This is a genomic window from Alphaproteobacteria bacterium (genome assembly GCA_025210155.1).
Taxonomy (GTDB): domain Bacteria; phylum Pseudomonadota; class Alphaproteobacteria; order Rs-D84; family CASDRH01; genus JAOASE01.
Genome location: JAOASE010000004.1, coordinates 66,856 through 87,918 on the forward strand (window position 1 = coordinate 66,856; position 21,063 = coordinate 87,918).

Annotated in this window: 16 protein-coding genes; 5 read left to right on the plus strand and 11 right to left on the minus strand. The window is 31.2% G+C overall.

The window, feature by feature from the left end; all coding sequences use genetic code 11:
* Positions 1-22: 22 nt before the first annotated feature.
* From N4A44_01365 to ychF, 9 genes are all read right to left on the minus strand, one after another.
* Positions 23-1,303: a hypothetical protein gene (locus N4A44_01365; protein MCT4552294.1), complete on the minus strand. Its 1,281-nt coding sequence runs from the start codon at positions 1,301-1,303 to the stop codon at positions 23-25.
* 14 nt (positions 1,304-1,317) lie between these two features.
* Entirely contained in the window at positions 1,318-1,836 is a 519-nt protein-coding gene (locus N4A44_01370; GenBank protein ID MCT4552295.1) for a hypothetical protein, read from the minus strand.
* Entirely contained in the window at positions 1,808-4,105 is a 2,298-nt protein-coding gene (locus N4A44_01375) for a hypothetical protein (protein MCT4552296.1), read from the minus strand. The genes N4A44_01370 and N4A44_01375 overlap by 29 nt, the downstream gene beginning before the upstream one ends.
* A gap of 9 nt (positions 4,106-4,114) precedes the next feature.
* Positions 4,115-5,023, minus strand: coding sequence for a hypothetical protein (locus tag N4A44_01380; GenBank protein ID MCT4552297.1), 909 nt, complete (start codon positions 5,021-5,023; stop codon positions 4,115-4,117).
* Between the two features lie 132 nt (positions 5,024-5,155).
* Positions 5,156-5,419, minus strand: coding sequence for a 30S ribosomal protein S20 (gene rpsT / locus N4A44_01385; GenBank protein MCT4552298.1), 264 nt, complete (start codon positions 5,417-5,419; stop codon positions 5,156-5,158).
* 129 nt (positions 5,420-5,548) lie between these two features.
* A complete protein-coding gene (locus N4A44_01390) occupies positions 5,549-7,936 on the minus strand; it encodes a PD-(D/E)XK nuclease family protein (protein MCT4552299.1) in 2,388 nt (795 codons plus the stop codon).
* A 261-nt stretch (positions 7,937-8,197) separates the two neighbouring features.
* Complete coding sequence (locus N4A44_01395; GenBank protein MCT4552300.1) at positions 8,198-8,722, minus strand: hypothetical protein; 525 nt, start codon at positions 8,720-8,722, stop codon at positions 8,198-8,200.
* 51 nt (positions 8,723-8,773) lie between these two features.
* Positions 8,774-11,383 carry a PBP1A family penicillin-binding protein gene (locus N4A44_01400; protein MCT4552301.1) on the minus strand — a complete coding sequence of 870 codons (2,610 nt, stop codon included), beginning with the start codon at positions 11,381-11,383 and terminating at the stop codon, positions 8,774-8,776.
* Between the two features lie 59 nt (positions 11,384-11,442).
* A complete protein-coding gene (gene ychF / locus N4A44_01405; GenBank protein MCT4552302.1) occupies positions 11,443-12,546 on the minus strand; it encodes a redox-regulated ATPase YchF in 1,104 nt (367 codons plus the stop codon).
* Between the two features lie 91 nt (positions 12,547-12,637).
* Here ychF and N4A44_01410 point away from each other — a divergent pair, with 91 nt between their 5' ends.
* Positions 12,638-13,672, plus strand: coding sequence for an AI-2E family transporter (locus tag N4A44_01410; GenBank protein ID MCT4552303.1), 1,035 nt, complete (start codon positions 12,638-12,640; stop codon positions 13,670-13,672).
* A 466-nt stretch (positions 13,673-14,138) separates the two neighbouring features.
* Positions 14,139-15,290 (plus strand): molecular chaperone DnaJ, encoded by a 1,152-nt coding sequence (dnaJ, locus tag N4A44_01415; GenBank protein MCT4552304.1) that lies wholly within the window; start codon positions 14,139-14,141, stop codon positions 15,288-15,290.
* 52 nt (positions 15,291-15,342) lie between these two features.
* Here the strand turns inward: dnaJ and N4A44_01420 are convergent, their stop codons facing one another.
* Positions 15,343-15,642 carry a hypothetical protein gene (locus N4A44_01420; GenBank protein ID MCT4552305.1) on the minus strand — a complete coding sequence of 100 codons (300 nt, stop codon included), beginning with the start codon at positions 15,640-15,642 and terminating at the stop codon, positions 15,343-15,345.
* Between the two features lie 279 nt (positions 15,643-15,921).
* Here N4A44_01420 and N4A44_01425 point away from each other — a divergent pair, with 279 nt between their 5' ends.
* The 3 genes from N4A44_01425 to N4A44_01435 all read left to right on the plus strand — a co-directional run bounded on the left by N4A44_01425 (position 15,922) and on the right by N4A44_01435 (position 19,062).
* On the plus strand, positions 15,922-16,704 hold the full coding sequence (locus tag N4A44_01425) for an ABC transporter permease (protein ID MCT4552306.1): 783 nt from the start codon (positions 15,922-15,924) through the stop codon (positions 16,702-16,704).
* 10 nt (positions 16,705-16,714) lie between these two features.
* The gene (locus tag N4A44_01430) at positions 16,715-18,334 is read left to right on the plus strand and encodes an ATP-binding cassette domain-containing protein (GenBank protein ID MCT4552307.1); all 1,620 of its coding nucleotides are present in this window, start codon (positions 16,715-16,717) and stop codon (positions 18,332-18,334) included.
* A gap of 149 nt (positions 18,335-18,483) precedes the next feature.
* Positions 18,484-19,062 carry a porin family protein gene (locus N4A44_01435; GenBank protein MCT4552308.1) on the plus strand — a complete coding sequence of 193 codons (579 nt, stop codon included), beginning with the start codon at positions 18,484-18,486 and terminating at the stop codon, positions 19,060-19,062.
* Positions 19,063-19,156: 94 nt separating this feature from the next.
* On the opposite strand, the gene typA is transcribed toward N4A44_01435, so the two are convergent.
* Positions 19,157-20,980, minus strand: coding sequence for a translational GTPase TypA (typA, locus tag N4A44_01440; protein ID MCT4552309.1), 1,824 nt, complete (start codon positions 20,978-20,980; stop codon positions 19,157-19,159).
* Positions 20,981-21,063 lie beyond the last annotated feature (83 nt).

Sequence of the window (21,063 nt, forward strand, 5' to 3'; positions counted from 1 at the left end):
CCCTATTCTGGGAGGTTTTATTTTAGAACGTATAGTTGGCCTTTTCTGGGATCATTAATTTTTCTAAATTTTTTTCCTCATTTGCCTCATTAAAATATTTCATTTTTTCTTCATTAAGCTTATTTACACCACGTATGTCTTCTAGAATTCTTTCTGCTTCTATATCTCTATTTTCATTCGATGAAGGAACCTCATTAATAGCTTCCTCTTCTAAATCCTGATTATCATTGTTCATTTCTTTAGAAATAACCATGAAACTATGCTTCATAGAAAGTAATTTCTCGAGGATTTCTTTCTCTTCTGCTTTATTATATGAAAGTTCAAATACTACAGTTCTTAGTGAAGATTTCTTTTCTGAAAAAGATTTTATACCACTAATACCTTCTAGAGACTTTTTAATATTTATTTTATCTCTAAGGCTTTTTATATAAAATTCAAGATCTGTTTTAACTTCCTGCTTTTTTATATCTAAGTTCTTTGTTTTAGCCATCTTAAAAATTTCATCTATTGCTTTTTGAGCGGCTAACTCATAGTTCTCCTCTTCAGTTAGATCATATATTTTATTATATGAAAACTCATGAGACTTGTAATTGTCTAGGTCTAAAATTCTTATTCCTAAAGTTTCTTCATTTATATCCATAACTTCTATTGTTAGAATTGTTGTGGCCTTATATTTATCAAGAATTTGATTTATAGTATTTGGATTTCTTTGATGAAGAAGGTTTGATGAAGTTATGTTTGCAATATCCTCAAAATCGCCTTTTGCCAATTGAAAGTTTATACTATTTTTATTAATATCTTTTAATTTTTTCCAAGTTTGCTTCCAAAGTTTGGTAGACCATATATTTCCATTCGATGAATTAAAGAAAGAGGTTTCTATTGGAATTATTAGAAATCTTAAAGGAATATTTTCTATGAAATCTATGTTTTGAGCTGATAAAAACTTTTTTAAATCTTTTGAGTAGAAGTTAACGGTAAGATCTGCCTCATATTTTATCATAGAGATTCTTTCGTTATTTATAGTGTATGATTCTACGAATTTTCCAGCGATTGTTTCTATGTCGTTTAATAAAAAATCTAGATCTTCTGGTTTGATTATTGCTTTAGTAAGAGCTTTAGCTGTTGCTTGTTTTCTACCCTCTTTTAAGGCTTGATCTTTCGCCTCCGTATCTGATTTTGCTTGAGCAGAAATATGAACTGTAGAGCTTTTAAGAAAGGATTTTGTTGAAGCTGAAAAGGCATTTTCTTGTGATATAAGCGTCATAATAAATGCTAAAATTAATGAAGTTTTGATTTTCAACACAAGATGTCTCCTTTTTATAACTTATAGACCTTGCCGGATCTATAACCTTCCATATCTATAATTCCATCTATTAAATCAGATAATTCTTTTTCTGAGAAATCTTTTACTGTTTTCCAACGACAACTCTCCCCCGTACAGACTTGAAGTTTATTTACATAAGCTTTATTTACTTCTCCTGAAGCAGTTGGAGCATATCTTTTGACAACGCCTCTTATATCTTTATCTCTGTAACTAGGACTTAAAAGAAGTGTTTTTATTGCTCTCTTTCCAGTATCCCAATCTGGGAAAACTGCGTAGTGAGAGCCTCTTTCATTAGTATAGTAAGTTTCTTCAACCCCTGTTCCAATGGCACCTGCTCTTTTTGTAAAAGTAGTTGATTTCATATTACCTGGATTTGTGTGTCTCCAAGCTTTTGTTCCACCTTCTTTTACCCAAGTTTGGCCATTTGCCATTGTATAATGAACTGCATTTCCTACAGCTTTTGCGCTAATAAATCTTGTTGAGCTATTGTTGATAGTATTCCACTGGTTCATTCCAGGGCATATTTGATCTACCGCCAGAAGATCCTGGAACCATCATAACTGGTCCATAGGGGCTGTAGCCAATAGGTTGATAACCTAATGATTGATTTTGTTGTGAATTCTTTTTTTCTTCTTCTTGTTTATCATAAGTATATTTTATTGCTTTTAAACAACTTTCTAATTGAGACTTTGTATTATCTTCTGCTTTACCACCTTCTTCGCAAACTTTACAGCTTGGGATTTCATCAAAACTTGGGTTACCTATATAATAAAGAGAATTTCTAATAGAATTACAAACATCTGTTATTTCTCTACCTTTTCTAATTTTAGAAATTTGACCAGCTATTGAATTATAGTTAATTGGACCTTTTGAATCACCATAACCATAATCTGAAGTGCTTGAAGTATCGTAACCTGCAGCTCTTTTTGCAATCTGTTCTGCTCTTTTATAAGTCAACTTGAAGCATTCGTAAAGTGCGTCATATGCTTTATCTGCAATGTAAATAGCTTTAATTGCTTCTGCACCTAGTACTGCTGAATTTTTACCAACATTAGAATTTGGTCTTTTGTGGATATCAACATTATAACTTTTATATCCTCCACTAAATTCTGTTCTTGATGTATCATCGAACAATAGATCTTCACTTAAAAATGCTTCATTATCTATTAAATCCAAACCTTCTGTGAATGAATCTAAATTCTTCTTTTTAGTTTCATCTAATCTAGAACAAAATGCAGTGTTCTTTTGATTTATTTTATCTATAGCTGTTTGAACTTTTGCAACGTGATCACCTATTCCTGAGCAAAATTCCATTTCATCATCTATATCTGAAAGGAAACCTGTATATAGATCTCCGCCACCTGATATAGCCTCCATATCAAGATCTTCTGTTAAAGTTACAAATTTTTTATATTCATCTAAGAAGCCTTTAAGCTTTAGATAAACGCTGTTTGCATATTCGTTTTTAGAACAAGAATAGTAAGATTCTTTTTTAACTGGAATTTTTTCTAATTGTGCTAGAATATCATTGAACTTCTTCATAGGATCTTCTTTTACTGGCTCTCTAATATAAACCGTTTTTGTTTCGGGAGATTTTGTTGGTAAAACTTCCTCTTTTCCTGCGCAAAGATCATCTATCAACCTAAGCATAACCCCATCTTCTCTCCAATATTCTCCGTCAAATTTGTATAGATTTCTAGCATCAGGATTGTAATAATAACATCCTTGTTTAGTATCTATTCTAAATTTATTATATGCACAATCTTCTGTTATTTTATTAAAGTTAAAGATTGTATCATTTTTTCCACCATTCCAGCTCCAACCAAACCTATCTAATCTGGTATAAGTTCTACCGTCGCCATCCCAATCATCTATAGCTCCTTCATCACAACCTGCTACTTCAAGACACCTCTTTGATATGTATTTAGCACTAGGATTTGTCATACTTACTCCCAAATACCTAAAAATATCTATATTTTGAGGTTTACATACATCTAATTTACCAGAGTATTTACCTGCAATTCCTTCTATAATGTCAGGTATAGTATATCCCTTGTGCTCATTTTTATTTTTACTAGATTTGAAAACTATCTTTTTATTATTAACCTTTAAAATACACTCTATTCTATCATCGCCTTTAATGCATGCAAATCTAGCATTTGGTAATAGATATCTTAATTCTTTTTGAAAACTTTCAGTTGTACATTTTAGCATCTTTACATTGTAATCTGCATCCTCAGTAAATCTTTCCTCATATAATTTAACACCTGGAGTGAATATTCTATTACAATATCTTGGCTTTATCACAAAATCTTTTTCATAAGTATTTACCTGTGCCAATGCCGCCTCAAGAGCTTTGTCCAAATCATTTGATTTAGATTTTGAACCTGTTTTTTTTGTTTCCTCTTTAAAAGAGCCAATATCTTCCAAAACATCGTATATTGTACCAGAAGATGTCGCATCATCTTCAAACCTATATGTTTGGTTTCCAATACCTACACTAATCCACTTATTATTATCATTTAGTGATATTTTAATATTATTCTCATCTAATTTTAATAATTTCTCTATATTTTCAACTGAGTCTGTAACTGATTCACATATAAATCTAACCTTATAAGTTCCCCCACTTGTAAATTTACTTGCATCTAAAGTAACACCTGGAGTAAATGGATTTTCGCAAGTTCTATCGTAAGAATAGCTTTTTGAGGTAAAAGATAGGATAAATAGCATAGAAATTATGCTTGTTTTGAATAATGATTTTTTGAAAAATTTATTCATATTATCCCTCTACTCTTCATCCATTGTGTTATCTTTGTTTGGACGATACCACATTACATTCTCTGGTTTTTTGCTACTCTCTCTGTAGCCGATCATACTTTTTGCATCCGTTAGATGTTTTTGCAATTTCTTTAAATCTTTCTTCATTTTAAGAACGCTCTTTAAGAACTCAGCATTTGGATCTTTGCTTGCCTCAGCTTTTCTAGCTCTTTCTTCAGCTTCTTTTCTATCTTTATAAGCTCTTTCTTCAGCGGCCATTTTTCTTTCATTTTCAGCTTGTATTCTAGCTACTTCTGATTGAGCCTGAGCTTCCGCTTGCTTTGCTTGTATTTCTGCTTGTTTAATTCTAAGTTGAGCATCCAATTCTTGTTGTTTAAGAGCTTGCTCTTGTCTTAATTTTTCTTCTTCCAAAGCCGCTGTTTGACCTTTTGCTTTTTGGGCCCAAAGACCAGCTTTACCTTCTACATCTATCATACAACCATAAACGAAGAAATAGTTTTGATTTGTCATACATGCAAGTGCTAGGTCTATATTATCTTCTTTATTTGCGCAGATTCCGCCTTGGCAATTTTCTGCATAACATTGGTCAAGGACTGATACACAATCTTTTTTAGTAGGCATATAAGCCTTTCTACATTCGTGAATTTGATTTCTACAATTGTTAGCTTTTTCAGTATATTCACCATTAGCACCTTTTTTCCAATCTTTAGTTGAAAGGTCATAATGTTGATAACAAAGTTCTGCTTTATCTTCGCAGTTTGATAATTTTGTAGATGATTTTTGAATTTCTAATTGTCTTCTTCCATATCTCTTTTTGGCTTGAGATTCTTTTGATGGAGATGATAAAACTGCTATTAAAAATAGCATAAAACCTGTAGAAATAGTTATATGATGTTTTTTATCTAGATATTTTTTCATAATTCTACTTTACTCTCCTTGCTTAATATTATCATAAAATGCCCTTATAGACAAGGTCTAAAATAAAAAAGATTGTAATTTCTTACAATCTTTCATATTACGATGATCTAAATCTTTTTTTGAATATTAGATTTATTTCATTTTTTTAACTTGAGCAGCTAATCTAGAAGTTTTTCTTGAAGCTGTTTTTTTAGGCATAACACCTTTTGAAGCGCCTTTTGCTAATTTAGATTCAGCATTTTTTAAAGCTTCTTTAGCAACAGTTTTGTCGCCACCGATGATAGCAGCTTCTACTTTTTTGATAAAAGTTCTGATTGTTGATAATCTAGATTTGTTTACTTGTCTTTTTGCTTCGTCGCTTTTAATTCTTTTCTTTGATGATTTGTGATGTGCCATCTTTTATATTTCCTTATTTGTTTGGTTTTGCATACTCTTAATTAAGGTTATTTTCAAATATGCTTCTTAAACTTTTTCACATAATGTGTGCTATTTATATGGTATTTCTTTCGATTAGTCAAGGAAAAATTAAACATTGTTTTTCCACTCTTTAATTCGCTCTAAGTGTCTGTAGTCATTAAAGAATGATTCCTTTTGACTTTCTGAAGTTGGAGATGCTAATAATTCTCTATCTTTTCTTAAAAATTCCTTGTTTAGAGTTTGTAAACCGGATTCTGTCTTTTCAATTATAATTCTTAAATTATCTACTTCTTCTGGGGACTTAGGATATATTCTATCATCACCCACTGAATTTTTATGGCTAGACATAGTTATAAATGCTAAAGTTGAAACCTTGCCTCCCATAAGCGTCTTAAGTTCTTTTGCATCTTCAGATGATTTGAAAACACCTTTCTCTAGGATAAGAGCCTCTATTGCCATTTGAGCTTTTGATCCATCTATCACTTGCGTCCAAGTTGGGCATGTTCCAGTTTTGTAATCAATTATTCTAAAAGATCCATCTTGAAGCTGGTCGATTCTATCCGCAGTACCTTCTATAATTAAAGGAACTTCATTGTTAGAAACTGATAGTTTTTCACTTACAGGAACTAGATAAGATCCTTTAATTTCTGTGAAAGAATGTTTTATGATTTGATCTTTTTCTTTTTTATATTTGGGAACAAACCAATCGGCAAATTTTTTAAATCTACCTCTCCAGAATATCTTTATACTGTCGTCTACTGATTTAAGCTCTAATAAGCGTTCAAACTCCTGAGTCAGGTCAAATCTATGAGTCATATCTTTCTTTACAAAATTTTCTAGAGCTTCGTGCATTATTGTGCCAAGATCTGCTGCTGAAACCTCCTGATTTATGTCGAACTTCTTATATAGTTTTAGTATATATCTTGAGTATATTTGATAAGGATCCTTTAAAGCTTTTTCTACGAATGTAGCAGAAAGTCTTTTAGGTCTTAATTCTTTTGCTGGATTAAATGAAGTTCTTTTTATAGGTGAGAAATCTTTACTATTAAATAGATGATTTCTTATTTTTCTAAGACGAACTTCTTCCGATTTATCTATACTTAAATCAACCCTAGAAAGATATGAGTTTATTTTTTGTATCCATCTTGATGGAAGAGATATAGATCCATCTCTTTTTTGAGCATAACTTATTAATGTTTTTTTAGATGAAGTTATTAATGTTGCGAAATCGTGAGAAGACAGTCCTATTCTTCTTTCTGGAAGTGGTAAACCTAATTCATCTCTCATCTTTCTATTAAGGAATATATCTTCTTTTTGCCCTTGAGGGAATATTCCTTCGTTTAATCCTGCTAGAATAAGATAATCTGTTTCCAGCATTCTTGCTTCTATTGGACCTAGGATAGAAACGTTGTGATTGAATTGAGGGCTTCGTATGCTCTTTGTATCAAGAAATGCCTCTAGGATTTTTTCGTATTCATATATGCTTACTTCTATATTGAAATCCTGCATAGCATTTTTTATTTCTATTAGTGTTTTTTGGATAACTTTACCGTCATCAGAATTACTAAAGATATTTTTATAATCACATATATTTTCAATAAATTTAATATGCGCTTCTAATACTTTCACAAAGTTTGTTTTTCTGTTTTCTACAAATATATTAGAAAGACTCTCAGAACTTGTTTTAACATTATTTAAGATTGAGATTACTTCATCTATATCATTTGTAGATATATTTGTAAGATGTGGTTGGAAAGTGATTTTATTTCCATTATCCATTTCGACTCTAAGAAGTTTTTGCTTATAAAGTTTATTTATTATTTCATCGATACCTTTAGAGATTTTTTCTCCTCTGAACACTAAATCTATAATATTTTTAATTATAATTTTCTTTTTATTTTTAATCTCTTTAGAAGATAAATTTTGATCTTCAGACTTATTAGATATAAAGCTTTCTATAATATTTGTATATTTGTTTTCTAAGAATGAAATTAGGCTGTAGGCATCAAAATTTGAAGATATAAGACTGTTAGTTAAAAGCATATATCTACCTAGTTCAGACTTGCTTAATGAAGATCCGCCACTATCATCTGTTTCTATACCAAAACTTTTAAGATTCGTTGTTATTGACTTAGACATTTGTCTATCTGGAGTAACTACTACAATCTTTTCTTCTGGAGATTTCTTAATGTGTTCTAAAATTGAAATTGCTATCAATTCAGATTCTTCTCTATTTGTTTTACCTTCTATAATAGAGATATTATTTAGGACATTCTCTGAAACTTTTTCTGATGGATTTTTTAATTCTATACCAAGCTCTTTCATTATTTCTGAAATAAAAATTTCTAGATCTTTATTCTCTTGGAAATTGGATTTAGAAATTGGAAATTCTTCTATAGATTTTCTGTTTATAGATAGCTCATCCAATAAAAATTTCATTCCATATTGAGGGTGAGACTGACCTATATCAAACCAAGATTCTTCAGATATATTCATATCTATTGAAGGCAATATAAGAACACTATTTTCATTATGAAGTATTTTCTTTATAAGGTATCTTGTCGCTGGCTGAGAACCCGTGGTTCCTGCAACTACAATTCTACTGTATTTATTATTTGTTTCTAAAAAATCTGCAAAAGATTTAATTTCTGAAACTTGCTTTTTAGCAAGGTTTATTTTTCCTTCTGCATCTAGTATTTCATCCCAATATTCTTTTATAACTTCTAGAAGTTTTATTACATTCTGATAATGCTCTGACTATTCTTCAGGATATATGTCGTTAAGAATATTTAAATCTACCTCTTCTATTTCGAAACTGTCTATTAGTTTTCCTAATTCGAATGCAAGTGATATTGCCTTATCCCATCCGAAGTATTCTACTATAGCTTTACCCTCTTCTTCTGACTTAAATTTAGCCATAATGAATTTAGATAAAAGTGATGTTCTTTCTATATTTGAGATAGATATTAAATTTGATTTTTCTATTAAATCTATTGGTGATACTATGCTTTCTTCAAAGTACAAATCATCTTCATTAACTTCTCCAAATGCCATAATATTAGGTAGGATTATTGTATTTAATCCCTTTTCTTTTGATAGGCTGTATATCTCTTTTTGAAGTTCTCTACACGATCTTTTTGTTGGTAGCATTATAAGATCTTGGAAACTACCATTTTCAACGAAATCTATCGCTATACTCTTTAGAAAAGGCTTAGTGGCAGGTATATTATATACTCTGCCATTATATAAGTCATTTTGAGATGTAGTTGGAGAATTGTTCAATTAAATCACCCTCAACCCTTTCTTACATGAGATAGGATAGAAAAAGATAAATTAATAGATATCTTCTTCTAAATTTAAATCCTCTGAATCATTTGGTGCGTAGTTATTTTCTTCGCTACCTTCTTGATATTCACCACCTTCTTCTGAAGATATAACTTTTTCAACGTTATCTTCTAGTTTGAATGGTTGCACAACAACTTGACTTTCAGGAAGATCATACGCTGCAGGCTTACCTGTAGCTTTATCTAATCTAACGAATTTTATTCCTGTAGGAACTGGGAATGTTGTTGCCTTGCTATCAGATAATATTGTAGTCATAAATTCTTTGAATATAGGAGCACATAATGTACCGCCGGCACTTCCCCATCCAAGAGATTCTGGTTGGTCAAATCCCATGTAGATACCTACTACTAAATCTGGAGTTCCACCTACGAACCAAACGTCTTTAGCATCATTTGATGTTCCTGTTTTTCCAGCTATATCTCTACCTGGAATTTTAGCTTTTTTACCAGAACCGTAATCAACTACACCTTTCATCATATGAGTGATTTGATAAGCAGTTCTTTCATCAATAATTTGAGCTCTGTTATCTTCTACAGTTGGAGGTAGAAGACCATTTTGCCAATCTATATTTCCACATTCTTCACAGTTTCTTTTATCAACAACATAAATATTGTTTCCTTCTCTATCTTGAACCTTATCAATCATAGTTGGAGTGATTTTTCTTCCTCCATTAAGGATTTGAGAATATGCTGTTGTTAAGTTTAGAAGTGTTGTTGCACCAGATCCCAATGCTAGAGAAAGGTTTTTCTCTTTTGAAGACAGATGATTATATACTCCAAATTTTTCTGACATTTTGATAACATTTCTGATACCAACATCTTTTGCTAATCTAACAGTTGGGTTATTTCTTGATTTCCATAGAGATAAATACATTGGAATTTCACCTAAGAATTTATTGTCATAATTCTCTGGTTTCCACATTGCACCATCACCTTTAGAGATAACCACTGGAGCATCTAATAATGTTGAGTTAGGAACATACTTTTCGCTATCTAAACCAGCCATATAAACGAATGGTTTAATTGTAGATCCTGGTTGTCTTCTTGATTGAGTAACTCTATTAAAGAATGACTTATTGAAAGAGAAACCACCTACCATTGCGAAGACTCTTCCTGTTTTTGGATCCATAGCAACCATACCACCATTGATCTTTGGACTTTGTCTTAGGTCATAATAGTTTTTAGTTCCCGCTTTCTTTTCTACGAAAATTATATCACCTTCGTCGAAGATTCTCTTCTTCCAAGAATTATCTTTTAATGAAACTTTTGTTACACCATAAACTTTAGGATCTACTCTGAAATTTGAAATTGGCTTAAGATTTATTAATCCTGTTTTTCCAGATTCTAAACCTAAAGTAATTATATCTGAAGCAACGCTTGTTATAATAGCTTTTTCCCAGTTGTACATACCTGAAAGGCTGCTATCATATTTAACTAATATTTCCCAGATATCTTTTTTCGCAGTATCAACTTTTTTACTATTTAAAATAAGTTTTTCTGTTAGATTTTCTCCAAATTCTTTTTTAAGAGTTTCAACATCTCCATTTGATACAAGCCTTTTAATCTCACTCATATCAAATTTTCTAACAGCACCTCTATAACCATGAGAATTGTCATAGTTTAAAAGAGCTTTTTTAAGAAGTTTTGTAGCCGTTTCTTGCATTACAGGATCAGCAGTTGTTAATACCGATAAACCACCTCTATAGAAAGTTTCTGTACCATATTCATCAGTAAGAACTTTTCTAATTTCTTCTGCGAAGTATTTAGAATATTGTTCTTGTTTATTTACTAGGCTGTCAGCAACATCTAAGTCTGCTTGAACTGCGTCCTCATATTCTGAACGAGAAATATAACCTTCTTCTCTCATTCTTTTAAGAACGAAATTTCTTCTATCAAGTGCCTTTTCTTTATTTCTTACAGGGTGATAGTTTGATGGAGCTTTTGGTAATCCAGCTAGGAATGCCATTTCTGGAAGAGTTAGCTCATCAAGACCTTTGTTAAAATAAGATTTTGCGGCGGCGGCAACACCATAAGATCTTGCACCTAAGAAAATTTGATTTAGGTAAAGAGTCATTATGTGTTGTTTTGAATAAGTTCTTTCTATTTTTAAAGCTAGAATTATTTCTTTAATTTTTCTTTCGTATTTTTGATCGCTACTTAAGAAAAAGTTTCTTGAAACCTGTTGTGTGATAGTTGATGCACCAACTAATTTTCTGTGAGCTCCAAGCGCTTTATTTTTTACATTAATGAATATAGATCTAATAATACCTTTTGGATCAATACCTTTATGCTTCCAGAAATTTTGATCTTCTGTTGCGATGAAAGCACTTACTAATTTTTCTGGAAATTGCTCATAATGAACGAAGGTTCTTCTTTCTTTTGCATACTCAGTTAGAAGACTTCCGTCTGAAGCATAAAATCTAGATGTGATTGATGGTGTGTACTCTGATAATTGTTTGTAATCAGGTAGATCTTCTGAAAGTTTGTATACTATGTACCCAAACGATATAGAACCTAAAAGGAATAGGTAAAATCCTACTTTAAGCAAAAATGATAGTGGAATTTTTCTTTTTTTTGTATTCTTATCTGTCTTTTTCATGGTTAGTATTTTACCTTTTTTATATATATGAGTCAATAGAATAAAAGTATATCAAATAATTACTTATTAAACAAGAAATGACATACGTCGCCGTCTTGCATTTCGTAATCTTTACCCTCTACTCTCATTTTACCTGCTTCTTTGCATTTAACTTCGCCTCCGCACGAAATATAGTCTTCATAAGAAATCGTTTCTGAACGGATAAATCCTTGTTCGAAATCTGTGTGAATAACACCGGCTGCTTGAGGAGCTTTAGTTCCTCTTGTTATTGTCCATGCTCTAGTTTCTGTAGGTCCTGAAGTAAAGTAAGTAATTAAATCTAGAAGATCGTAGCCTTCTCTAATTACTTTGTTAAGACCTGTTTCGCTTAGACCTAAAGTTTCTAGAAATTCTTGTTTCTCTTCATCGCTTTCTAGCGTAGAAATTTCTTTTTCTATTTCTGCTGAAATAACAACTGATTTGTTACCTTCTTTTTCAGCCCATTCTTTTACCTTGTTAGAATGTTCGTTACCATCTTGTGCCTCTTCTTCAGATACGTTGCAAGCATAAAGAACTGGCTTAGAAGTTAGAAGATTTAGACCTTTAAATATTTTTAAATCATCTTTATCTTCTGGCTTAACTGAAATGGCAGCCTTTCCATTGTGAAGAGCTTCTAGAACGGTTTTAACCATTGGTAAAATAGCTACCGATTCTTTGTCTCCATTCTTAGCTTTCTTTTCTAAATTTGGAAGCCTCTTTTCAAGAGATTCTAAATCTGAAAGAAGTAGTTCTGTCTCTATAATTTCAATATCTCTAAGAGGATCTACATTACCTTCAACGTGAGTGATTTCTGTACTTTCGAAACATCTAACAACGTGTATGATTGCATCGACCTCTCTTATGTTTGCCAAGAATTGATTTCCTAGACCTTCACCTTTAGATGCGCCTTTTACTAAACCAGCAATATCTAAAAATTCTAATTTTGTTGGAAGAATTTTTTGAGATTTATTAATTACTCCTAATTTTTCCAATCTGCTATCTGGAACAGAAACAACACCTGCATTTGGTTCTATTGTACAGAACGGATAGTTTGCAGATTCCGCTGAAATTGTTTGCGTTAACGCGTTAAATAATGTTGATTTACCTACGTTTGGTAATCCTACGATTCCACATTTGAAACCCATGTTAAAAACTCCTTTACTTATATTTGTTTGGAGTTTATAATATAGCAGGATATATATCAAGAATTTTTTAACTTGGAAAAGGATTTTCATAATGGAAAAAAGTAAATTTACTAGTTATTTATTTAACACTATCTTAATAATAAGTTTTTTGGCTATTGCTAGAGACATAGTTCTACCATTTATTATAGCAATATTCTTTTGGTTTTTAATCAATGCTATGAAAGGTAGTTTCAAACACTTTTTTGATAATATAATTGGTCTTAAAAGAGGATCAGGATTTATATCATTAATACTTTCTTTATTTATAGTTTCTTACGGTGTTTATGAAATTGGCAATATTATTGGCAGTAACATTATAAGTGCATCTCAAAATATATCTTCTATTGAGGGCGAAGTTAAAATGTTTATTAATAAAACTGCTGCTGCTTTACATGTATCTCCTGAAAGTGCACAAAACTTTGTAAAAGGTCTTAATTTTAAAGCTGTGTTAGCAAACCTTTTAAGCTCAATAACTTCTATTCTTAGAAATGCTGGATTAGTTGCTATATATGTTCTTTTCATATTACTAGAAGAAAAAAGTTTCCATAAAAAAATTAAAGCGATTTCAAGTACAGAAGCTAAAAGAAAGAAACTTGAAAAAACTATGCAAAATATAAATCTTAAAATTAGAAAATGGTTAGGAATTAAAACAGTTATGTCTATTGCGACAGGAGTTGTTTCTTACATTGGTATGTCTATTGTTGGATTAAACAATGCTGAATTCTGGGCTGTATTAATATTCTTACTTAATTATATACCTACATTTGGTTCTATAGTGAGTTCTATATTCCCTATTCTTATGGCATTAATACAATTCCATACATTAACTCCATTTATTATTGTGACAACTTTTATAGTTGGAGCTCAAATAATAATTGGTAATGTTATTGATCCTAAATTAATGGGTAAATCTCTTAACTTGTCTCCTGTTGTTATACTTCTTTCATTAGCAGCTTGGGGAAGTTTATGGGGAATTGCTGGAATGTTTTTATGTGTTCCTCTAATGGCAATAGTTATGCTTATACTTTCAGAGATTGAAGGAACTAAGAATGTAGCAAGATTATTATCTCAAGACGGAGAAATTTAAACTGCTTCTTGAGACGCTATATTGCAAAGTTTAAAAAGTAAAAATTATTAAAATGCCTTGGAAATTTCTGGGGTATTTTTTTTCATTATGATAAAAAAGTGGTCTTTGCTGTTCAGAAAGGAGAATTATGGGAAAGGAAGGAGAGAAGCAAAGACCATAGTTAATAATATTTTTTATACTGAGAGTAATTCTTTCTAAATTTTCTCTCTCGGTATATTTTTAATATAGGAAAGAATCCTGAGAAAGGCAAATCAAAGAGTGTTGTTTCAGTTGAAATATTTTTTTGCTTTAGATTTCCCTTGACCTAGAAGCATATATTACTATATATTGATGGAAAAATTACATTAGAAATTCTTTTAATCAGCGAGAGAGTTTTTTCCATTTTTATAGACTCGATTCGCTAGAATTTATTAAATAAAACAACGTTGTATAAACTAAAAAAAAAATTGGATTGGTGAATTAGGAAATGACTAATTATTACGAAGCTTTAGGTGTTGGTAAAAATGCTTCAGCAGATGAGATTAAAAAGGCTTATAAAAAGCAAGCTATAAAATTTCATCCTGATAAAAATCAAGGTGATAAAACATCTGAAGAAAAATTTAAAGAAATTAATGAAGCTTATGATTGCTTAAAAGACCCTCAAAAGAAAGCTGCTTATGATAGATTTGGTCATGAAGCTTATAAGAGAGGTGGCATGGGTAATGCAGGTGCTAATGGTGGCGCTGGTGGACCTCATGGATTTGGTGGGTTTGACTTTAATTCTGCTGGAGGTTTCTCGGATATATTTGATAATATCTTCTCTGATTTTATGGGTGGCGGTGCTGGCGCCGGAGCTGCTGGCGGAAGAGCTAAAGCATCTATGAGAGGTAATGACTTACAATATGCTGTAGATATTTCTTTAGAAGAAGCTTTCAATGGATTAAAAAGAGAAGTTAAAGTTAGAAAACAATCTAAATGTAAATCTTGCGATGGAACAGGATCTAAAAGTAAGAAAAAGCCTCATACATGCCCTACTTGTAACGGAGCTGGTAAAATAAGAGTTCAACAAGGCTTCTTTGCTGTTTCTCAAACATGTCATGATTGTCATGGAAGTGGTGTAAAAGTTGATGATCCTTGTTCTGATTGTTCTGGAACAGGCGTTTCTATGGAAAGTAAAGAAATTGAAATTACTATTCCAAAAGGTATTGATAATGGAACTACTTTAAGAGTTTCAGGGGAAGGTGAAGCTGGATTTAATGGAGCTCCTTCTGGCGATATGTTTATTAGAGTAAATATTAAACCTCATAGAATATATAAAAGAAATGGAAATAATGTTTTCATGGAAGCTCCTGTAGATTTTATCAAGGCTATACTTGGTGGAGAAATTGAAGTTCCTAATTTAGATGGGAAAGATTTAACTGTAAAAATACCTAAGGGAACTCAACCTGGTGATGTATTAAAAGTTAGAGGAAAAGGTTTCCATTTATTACATTCTGATTCTCGTGGAGATCTTATGATACAATTGGATCTTAAAATTCCTAAGAAGGTTTCTAAAAAACAAGAAGAAATGCTTAGAAAAATTGAAAAAGAAGGAATTGATTCGGGAGATGAAGGTTTCTTTTCAAAAATATTTGGATAAAAGAAAAAGAGGTTAAGTTTAAACCTCTTTTTTTATTTTTTATGATGTCGCTCTACTCTGTGAAATCAGCTTTGTTATTACTGTTTTTATCGAAAGTTTTCCACTCAGCAACATATCCTGGTCTTATGTCACAAACACAAACTCTTTCGCATTCTCCAACATCTCCACTTCTTGCTGCGCAACTTCCACCACTTTTACTTCTTGTTTGAATCCCGTCCGTTTTAGGATTGCTAGTGTCACCAGAACAGTTACATGCGCTCCATGCCCCATACCCTGCTATAGCATTTGAAGTTTGAAAAATAAAAACTGTGAATACAGCTAAAACTAATAATTTTAAAGATTTTTTTAACATAATCTTCTCCTCTGAAAATTTAATCCCTATATATTAATGATACATATTTACGGAATTAAGTAAAGTATTTTTTATATTCTTTAAATATTTTGAAGTTAAAAATTACTATTTACTTTGTATTCCTATAAATCTTTTAAAAAACTAGAGTTTTTCTAAATTTATTTGGGAATTTTTGAGTCTATTTTAGCCTTTACTTTTAATAAGCCATGTATTAGAATGAATTTTAACGTTACTTTTATGCAAACTTGTTGCAAATAAAGAGATTGGAGTCGATTTACTATGAGAAAAATATTTGAAATTTTTAATAACGCAGGAGCTGGTTTCAGATTATTGGTTACTGAAACTGTAAAATTATTAGCTTTTGTACTTAATATATTTAGAGCGATTGTTACTCCTCCATTCCATCTTAGAATTTTATTTAAGCAAATGTGGGAGATTGGATTTCATTCTATTCCGATAGTTGCATTTACAGCATTATTTGCTGGAATGGTTTTAGCGTTACAAAGTTATTCTGGATTTTCTAGATTTTCTGCCGAAAGTGCAATTGCTACCGTTGTTATAATTGCTCTTACTAGAGAGTTGGGTCCTGTATTTACTGGATTAATGGTTTCAGGTAGATCAGGAGCTGCAATTTCTGCTGAGATTGGTACTATGAAAGTTTCTGAGCAAATAGATGCTTTAAAGACACTTTCAACAGACCCTTTTAGATATTTAATAGTTCCAAGAGTTATTGCCACTATAATTGTTATGCCATTTCTTACACTTATTGCTGATATAGTTGGTGTATTTGGTGGTTTCTTTGTATCTGTGAAAATGTTAGGTTTTAATCCTCATATTTATATACAAAATTCTTTTGAACATTTATTAATGGAAGATGTTATTTCAGGACTTATTAAGTCAGCTGTATTTGGAGCTTTAATATCTATAGTTGCTTGCTATAAAGGTTATTATTCTGAAGGTGGGGCAGCTGGTGTTGGTAAAGCCACTAAGGCATCTGTAGTTGTTTCTTCTATTTTAATATTAATGTTTAACTATATACTAACTGCAGTTTTATTTAGTTAAGGAGTTTATTATGAAAAAAGATTTGATGAATGGACTGTATGCAAATATGTCTGAAAATAAAGAGGAAAACGAAAAAGAGAAAAATGAACTAAAATCTTCTGTTAATTTGGAATCTCCTTCTTTAGAAGAAGATGAAGTTAGTAAAACCAAAGAAAAAATTAAGAATATGGTTGAAAATATGGATAATAAAAAAGATAAAAAAACTTCAAATGAAAAAGAAACTTTCTATAAGGCTGATGAAGTTAAAAATGAGTTAGATAAGATTAAAAATGAAGTTGAGATCATAGATTCTGATGAAGAATTTGAACGAAAAGTAAAAGAAAAAATTCAAGCTTCTTTAAAGAAAGCTAGTATTCCTTCGCCTGAAACTAATGAGACTAAGGAAATTAAGAAAACTGCTAAAAAGAAAGCTAAGACTGAAAAAGTTGAAGAAGTTAAAGCTGAAGAAATAATTGAAAACGATGAAATTAAAATGGCTAGCGAAGATATCTTTAATATTGAAGTTCCTGCTAAAAATAGAAAAGAGTCTGGAAAGAAAACTAAAAAAGAAAAAAAGATTTCTGCTGATAAAGAAGCTTTTGATGGAAACTTATTAAAGCTACTTAGCTTTTCTAAAATTAAAAAAGCTGTATCTGGAAAAATTAAAAAACCTTCTTTTAAACTTCCTAAGATTAAGAATCCATTATCTCCTATAGGGGAAAAAATTTCTGGAAAAGTTTCTTCTCTTAAAGCAAAGTTTGATAAGAAAGATAAGGTTAAAAAAATAACTTCTAAGAAAAAAGTAAAAGTTTCTGTTAAAAAAGAAAATAGAAAAAGTTTAAAAGAAATGGTTTCTTTTAAAACTCCTAAAATATTTAAGAAAAAAGATGAAGTTAAAGCAAAACCTGCAGCTGACAATTCTATTATAAACTTTGAAAATGTTTCTAAAACTTTTGATGGCGAACCTGTTCTTAATGACTTTTCTGTTAAAGTTAAGAAAGGTGAGTCTTTTGTTATATTAGGAAGATCTGGTGGTGGCAAATCTGTATTTATTAAAATAGCAAATGGTCTTTTAAAACCAGATTCTGGTGAGGTTTCTGTGTTTGGTAAGAAGATTACTGGTTTCTTTGGAACTGGACTTTATAAGCTAAATAAAGATATTTCTTTCTTATTCCAAGGTAATGCTTTATTTGATAGTATGACTGTACTTGAAAATGTAGCTTTCGGAATTATTGAAAGTCAAAGAATTAAAAAAGAAATCGCATTTGATATAGCTAGAGAAAAACTTGCTGATGTTGATTTAGATGCAGATGAAATTGGTGAAAAATATCCTTCAGAACTTTCTGGTGGTATGCAAAAAAGAGTTGCTTTGGCTAGAGCAATTGCTACTAATCCAAAAATAATTTTCTTTGATGAACCTACTACAGGACTAGATCCAATAACGTCGGAGATTATTGATGATTTAATTATTAGATCTGTAAAAAAAATTGGAGCTACTGCTGTTACAATTACGCATGATATTCATTCTGCAATTAAAATCGCTGATAGGATTGCTCTTCTTAATAATGGAAAACTTGAATGGAAAGGTTCTCCTGCTGATATTAAGAAAGCAAAAAATGAAAATATCAAATTATTCTTAAAAAATTTATAATATTGAAAAAGTTTTTTAATACATTGTAAAACCTCTATAATTTTAGAGGTTTTTTATTTTTAAATCTTTTGATTTTAAAAAGCTGTTGCTAAATTTTTATGATTATATTAACATCTTATTAAGTCAATTTACTGAAGGAGATTATTATGATGGTAAAAAGTAAAATTGCTTTAGTTGCGCTAGTTTCTTCTATCGCTTTTTCTGCAAATGTTAATAATGCTAACGCTGGTTTGTTAGGTGAATTTTATTTAGGTGGATCTATTCACAGTGCTGATACAGATAATAATGATAAGTCTGATTCTGGATATTCTGTTGCTTTTGGTTGGGAACTACCTATTCCTGTTCTAGATATAAGAGCTGAGATAGAATATAATAAAATGGGAGATGCTAAAGATAATAATGATGTTGAATATGAAAGCATCATGGCAAACGCTTATATAGATATTCCATTCCCTACTCCACTTCTTAGCCCATATGTTGGTGCCGGTGTTGGTAAAATCACTGATGGTACAGTAAATGTTGGTGGACCAGTTGGAGACGTTGAACTTGAAGAAGATGGTATTGGATATCAATATATGGTTGGTTTGGATATTAATATTCCTGCAACACCTTTTTATACATCTTTAGAATATAGAAAAATTGTTAATCCATTTACTGTTGAAGGTGGAATTGGTGAAGATGATCTTGAACAAGACGTTGTTTCTTTAAAAGCTAGATACGTATTCTAATAAATATTATTTTATAATTAATTGAAGTGGGAAATTTCTCACTTCTTTTTTTTATAAAAAAACTCTCTTGAAAAAGAGAGTTTTAATTTTCTTTTTATAAAGCAGCTTTTTGACGAGAAGCTCTTTTTCTATCATTTGGATCTAGATGTCTTTTTCTAAATCTGATTTTAGTTGGTGTAACTTCTAGAAGCTCATCATCTTGTATGTAAGAAATAGATTCTTCAAGATTATATCTTCTTGGAGGAGTACATCTAACTGCGTCGTCTTTACCTGAAGCTCTTACATTTGTCAGTTGTTTTCCTTTTATAACGTTAACTTCTAAATCGTTTGCTTTTGCGTTTTCACCTACGATCATTCCAACATAAACTTCTTCTGTTGGTTCTATGAACATAACACCTCTGTCTTCTAAATTGAATAAAGCGTATGGTGCTGCTTTTCCGTTTGCCATAGATATTAGAACTCCATTTCTTTGTTGTTCTATGTCACCTTTATAAGGAGCGTATTCGTGGAAAAGTCTGTTCATTACTCCAGTACCTCTTGTGTCAGTTCTGAATTCAGAAAGATAACCAATAAGACCTCTTGATGGAGCGTAGAAAGTTATTCTTGTTTTACCACCACCTGATGGTTTCATTTCTGTCATTTCTGCTTTTCTTTTACTTAGCTTTTCAACGACTATACCTGTGAACTCATCTTCAACGTCTACAACTACTTCTTCGATTGGTTCTAAAGTTTGTCCGTTTTCAGCCTTTTTATATCTAACTTTTGGTCTTGAGATTGAAAGCTCAAACCCTTCTCTTCTCATAGTTTCAATAAGGACACCTAATTGTAGCTCACCCCTTCCAGAAACTTCTAAAGATTCATTTTCTTCTGATGGTTTTACTTCTAAGGCAACGTTACTTTCTGCTTCTTTCATTAGTCTAGCTGCTATAACACGAGATGTTAACTGCTTTCCTTCTCTACCTGCTAATGGAGAACTGTTTACTGAGAAATTCATTGTTAATGTTGGAGGATCTATTGGTTGAGCTTTTAATGCTTTTTCAACAGTTAGATCACAAAGTGTGTCTGCAACAGAAGCTTTTGAGAAGCCTGCTATAGATACGATGTCACCAGCAACAGCTTCTTGAAGCTCAGCTCTTTCAACACCTCTGAATGCCATAATTTTAGAAACTTTAGTTTGTTCTATTTTGCTTCCATCTTGAGATAGTGCGTGTATTGGTTGTCCTACTTTAACCTTACCACTTTCAATTTTACCTGTAAGTAGTCTTCCTACATATGGATCTGCTGAAATTGTTGTTGCAATCATTTTAAATTCGGCATTTTCATCAACTTTTGGAGCTGGAACATGATCTATAATTAAATCCATAAGAGGAGATAAATCTTTTCTTTCTTCATTTTCTAAATCTTGAACTGCCCATCCATCTCTACCAACTGCGAAAAGAGTTGGGAAATCTAGTTGTTCATCTGAAGCGCCCATTTTATCAAATAGATCAAAAATTTCGTCATGAATTTCATTTGGTCTTGCGTCTTGTCTATCTACTTTATTTATTAAAACTATTGGTTTAAGACCTAAGTTAAGAGCTTTATCTAGCACAAATTTTGTTTGAGCCATAGCTCCTTCAGCTGCGTCTACTAGTAAAACTACTCCATCAACCATTGAAAGGATTCTTTCTACTTCTCCACCGAAGTCAGCGTGACCTGGTGTGTCTACGATATTAAATCTATGACCTTTCCATTCTACAGATGTGGCTTTGGCTAAAATTGTGATACCTCTTTCTTTTTCAAGGTCATTAGAGTCCATTACTCTGTCTGATACTTCTTGGTGAGCTGCGAAAGTTCCACTTTGTTTTAAAATATTATCTACAAGTGTTGTTTTACCATGATCTACGTGAGCGATAATAGCTATATTACGGAATTGCATATTATTTTCCTTATTAATTTATTTAATTTAGAAATGAACTTACTTTATTGAAGTTGATAATACAAGTAAATAGTTGTTATTTT

What these genes read in the sequence shown, in the direction of transcription:
- N4A44_01370 (MCT4552295.1), bottom strand. Translation starts at nt 1,836, where the DNA reads ATGAACCAGTGGAATACTATCAACAATAGCTCAACAAGATTTATTAGC.
- N4A44_01375 (MCT4552296.1), bottom strand. Translation starts at nt 4,105, where the DNA reads ATGAATAAATTTTTCAAAAAATCATTATTCAAAACAAGCATAATTTCT.
- N4A44_01380 (MCT4552297.1), bottom strand. Translation starts at nt 5,023, where the DNA reads ATGAAAAAATATCTAGATAAAAAACATCATATAACTATTTCTACAGGT.
- rpsT (MCT4552298.1), bottom strand. Translation starts at nt 5,419, where the DNA reads ATGGCACATCACAAATCATCAAAGAAAAGAATTAAAAGCGACGAAGCA.
- N4A44_01390 (MCT4552299.1), bottom strand. Translation starts at nt 7,936, where the DNA reads ATGAATATATCTGAAGAATCTTGGTTTGATATAGGTCAGTCTCACCCT.
- N4A44_01400 (MCT4552301.1), bottom strand. Translation starts at nt 11,383, where the DNA reads ATGAAAAAGACAGATAAGAATACAAAAAAAAGAAAAATTCCACTATCA.
- ychF (MCT4552302.1), bottom strand. Translation starts at nt 12,546, where the DNA reads ATGGGTTTCAAATGTGGAATCGTAGGATTACCAAACGTAGGTAAATCA.
- N4A44_01410 (MCT4552303.1), top strand. Translation starts at nt 12,638, where the DNA reads ATGGAAAAAAGTAAATTTACTAGTTATTTATTTAACACTATCTTAATA.
- dnaJ (MCT4552304.1), top strand. Translation starts at nt 14,139, where the DNA reads ATGACTAATTATTACGAAGCTTTAGGTGTTGGTAAAAATGCTTCAGCA.
- N4A44_01420 (MCT4552305.1), bottom strand. Translation starts at nt 15,642, where the DNA reads ATGTTAAAAAAATCTTTAAAATTATTAGTTTTAGCTGTATTCACAGTT.
- N4A44_01425 (MCT4552306.1), top strand. Translation starts at nt 15,922, where the DNA reads ATGAGAAAAATATTTGAAATTTTTAATAACGCAGGAGCTGGTTTCAGA.
- N4A44_01430 (MCT4552307.1), top strand. Translation starts at nt 16,715, where the DNA reads ATGAAAAAAGATTTGATGAATGGACTGTATGCAAATATGTCTGAAAAT.
- N4A44_01435 (MCT4552308.1), top strand. Translation starts at nt 18,484, where the DNA reads ATGGTAAAAAGTAAAATTGCTTTAGTTGCGCTAGTTTCTTCTATCGCT.
- typA (MCT4552309.1), bottom strand. Translation starts at nt 20,980, where the DNA reads ATGCAATTCCGTAATATAGCTATTATCGCTCACGTAGATCATGGTAAA.